The organism is Kitasatospora sp. NPDC052868 (genome assembly GCF_044547105.1).
GTDB lineage: Bacteria > Actinomycetota > Actinomycetes > Streptomycetales > Streptomycetaceae > Kitasatospora.
In genome coordinates this window covers 1-2,254 of sequence record NZ_JBITZW010000057.1, presented here as the reverse complement: position 1 = coordinate 2,254, position 2,254 = coordinate 1, and the positions used below count along the sequence as shown (strand labels likewise).

The following is a 2,254-nucleotide window of genomic DNA, read 5'->3' as shown; positions in this document are numbered from 1 at the left end:
CGCTGCCGGTGCAGTACGCCGACTACACCCTGTGGCAGCAGCAGCTCCTCGGTGACGACACCGACCCCGAGAGTGTCCTGTCCCAGCAGCTCACCCACTGGCGCAAGGCCCTGGCCGACCTGCCGGAAGAGCTCCAGCTGCCCACCGACCGGCCCCGCCCGGCCGTCGCCACCCACCAGGGCGCGACGCACGACCTGGACATCCCCGCCGAACTGCACGAGCAGCTCGCCGACCTGGCCCGCTCCCGCGGCGTGACCCTGTTCATGGTTCTCCAGGCAGCCCTCTCCACCCTGCTCAACCGCCTGGGCGCGGGCACCGACATCCCCGTCGGCACTCCCATCGCCGGACGCACCGACGAAGCCCTCGACGACCTGGTCGGCTTCTTCGTCAACACCCTCGTCATGCGCACCGACCTCAGCGGCGACCCGAGCTTCGACGAGCTCCTCACCCGCGTTCAGGACGCCGGCCTCGGCGCCTTCGCCAACCAGGACGTCCCCTTCGAGCGCCTCGTCGAGGACCTCGCCCCGACCCGCTCAATGGCCCGGCACCCGCTGTTCCAGGTCATGCTCACCCTCCAGAACAACACCGAGGCCGCCCTCGAACTCCCGGGTATCGAGGCTGTGTTGGTGGCGACCGGGCAGCTGCCTGCCAAGTTCGACCTGGACTTCCAGCTCCGTGAGCTGCACGACGCGCACGGGAAGGCGGTCGGCCTGCACGGCGCGCTGACCTTCGCCACCGATCTGTTCGACCAGAGCACGGCCGAGGCGATCGCGCAGCGTTTCGTGCGGGTGCTGCGTGCCGCCGCCGCGGAGCCCGAGCAGCCCGTCAGCCGCATCGAGATCCTCGACCCGGCCGAGCGCGCCCTCATCCTCACCGGCTGGAACGACACCGACCGCGAGCTGCCCGCCACCACCCTGCCCGCACTGTTCCACGCCCAGGTCACCCGCACCCCCGACGCCACCGCCCTCATCTTCGGCGACACCGAACTCACCTACGCCGAGCTGAACGAGCGCGCCAACCGCCTCGCCCACCACCTCACCGCACACGGCGCCGGCCCCGAAACCATCGTCGGCGTCCACATGGAACGCTCCACCGACCTCATCACCGCCCTCTACGCCACCACCAAGGCCGGCGCCGCCTACCTCCCCCTGGACCCCGACCACCCCGCCGACCGCATCGCCTACATGCTCGACGACGCCCGGCCCACCCTCGTCATCACCACCCGCGCACTCCAGAACACCCTCCCCGACAACACCACCCGGATCGTCCTCGACGACCCCCACACCCTCACCCTCCTGGCCGGCCTCGACGCCACCAACCCCCAACCCGACCTACTCCCCACCCACCCCGCCTACGTCATCTACACCTCAGGCTCCACCGGCCGCCCCAAGGGCGTCACCATCCCCCACCACGGCGTCGCCAACCGCCTCGCCTGGATGCAACACGAATACCAACTCACCACCACCGACCGCATCCTCCAGAAAACCCCCTTCGGATTCGACGTCTCCGTCTGGGAACTCTTCTGGCCCCTCCTCGAAGGCGCCACCCTCGTCCTCGCCCGCCCCGGCGGCCACCGAGACCCCGCCTACCTCACCACCCTCATCCGCCACCACAACATCACCATCACCCACTTCGTCCCCTCCATGCTCCAAGCCTTCCTCCAAGACCCCACCGCCCCCACCTGCACCACCCTGCGCGCCGTCTTCTGCAGCGGCGAAGCCCTCCCCACCGAACTCCGCGACCGCTTCCTCACCCACCTCAACACCCCCCTCCACAACCTCTACGGCCCCACCGAAGCCTCCATCGACGTCACCGCCTGGCCCTGCCACACCCACCCCCACACCACCACCGTCCCCATCGGACACCCCATCTGGAACACCCGCCTCTACGTCCTCGACCACAACCTCCAACCCGTCCCCGCCGGCACCCCCGGCGAGCTCTACCTCGCCGGCACCCAACTCGCCCGCGGCTACCTCGGACGCCCCGCCCTCACCGCCGAACGCTTCACCGCCAACCCCTACGGCCAACCCGGCGAACGCATGTACCGCACCGGCGACCTCGTCACCTGGCGCCCCGACGGCAGCATCGACTACCTCGGCCGCACCGACCACCAAGTCAAAATCCGCGGCTTCCGCATCGAACTCGGCGAAATCGAAACCGCCCTCACCACCCACCCCGACATCACCCACGCCACCGTCCTCGCCCGCGAAGACACCCCCGGCGACAAACGCCTCATCGCCTACATCGTCCCGAC

At 69.8% G+C, this 2,254-nt stretch carries 1 protein-coding gene; it reads left to right on the top strand.

Annotated elements, in window-relative coordinates; genetic code table 11:
* A partial coding sequence (locus ACIGZJ_RS36875; RefSeq protein ID WP_396461385.1) for an amino acid adenylation domain-containing protein occupies positions 1-2,254 on the top strand: 2,254 nt, incomplete at both ends.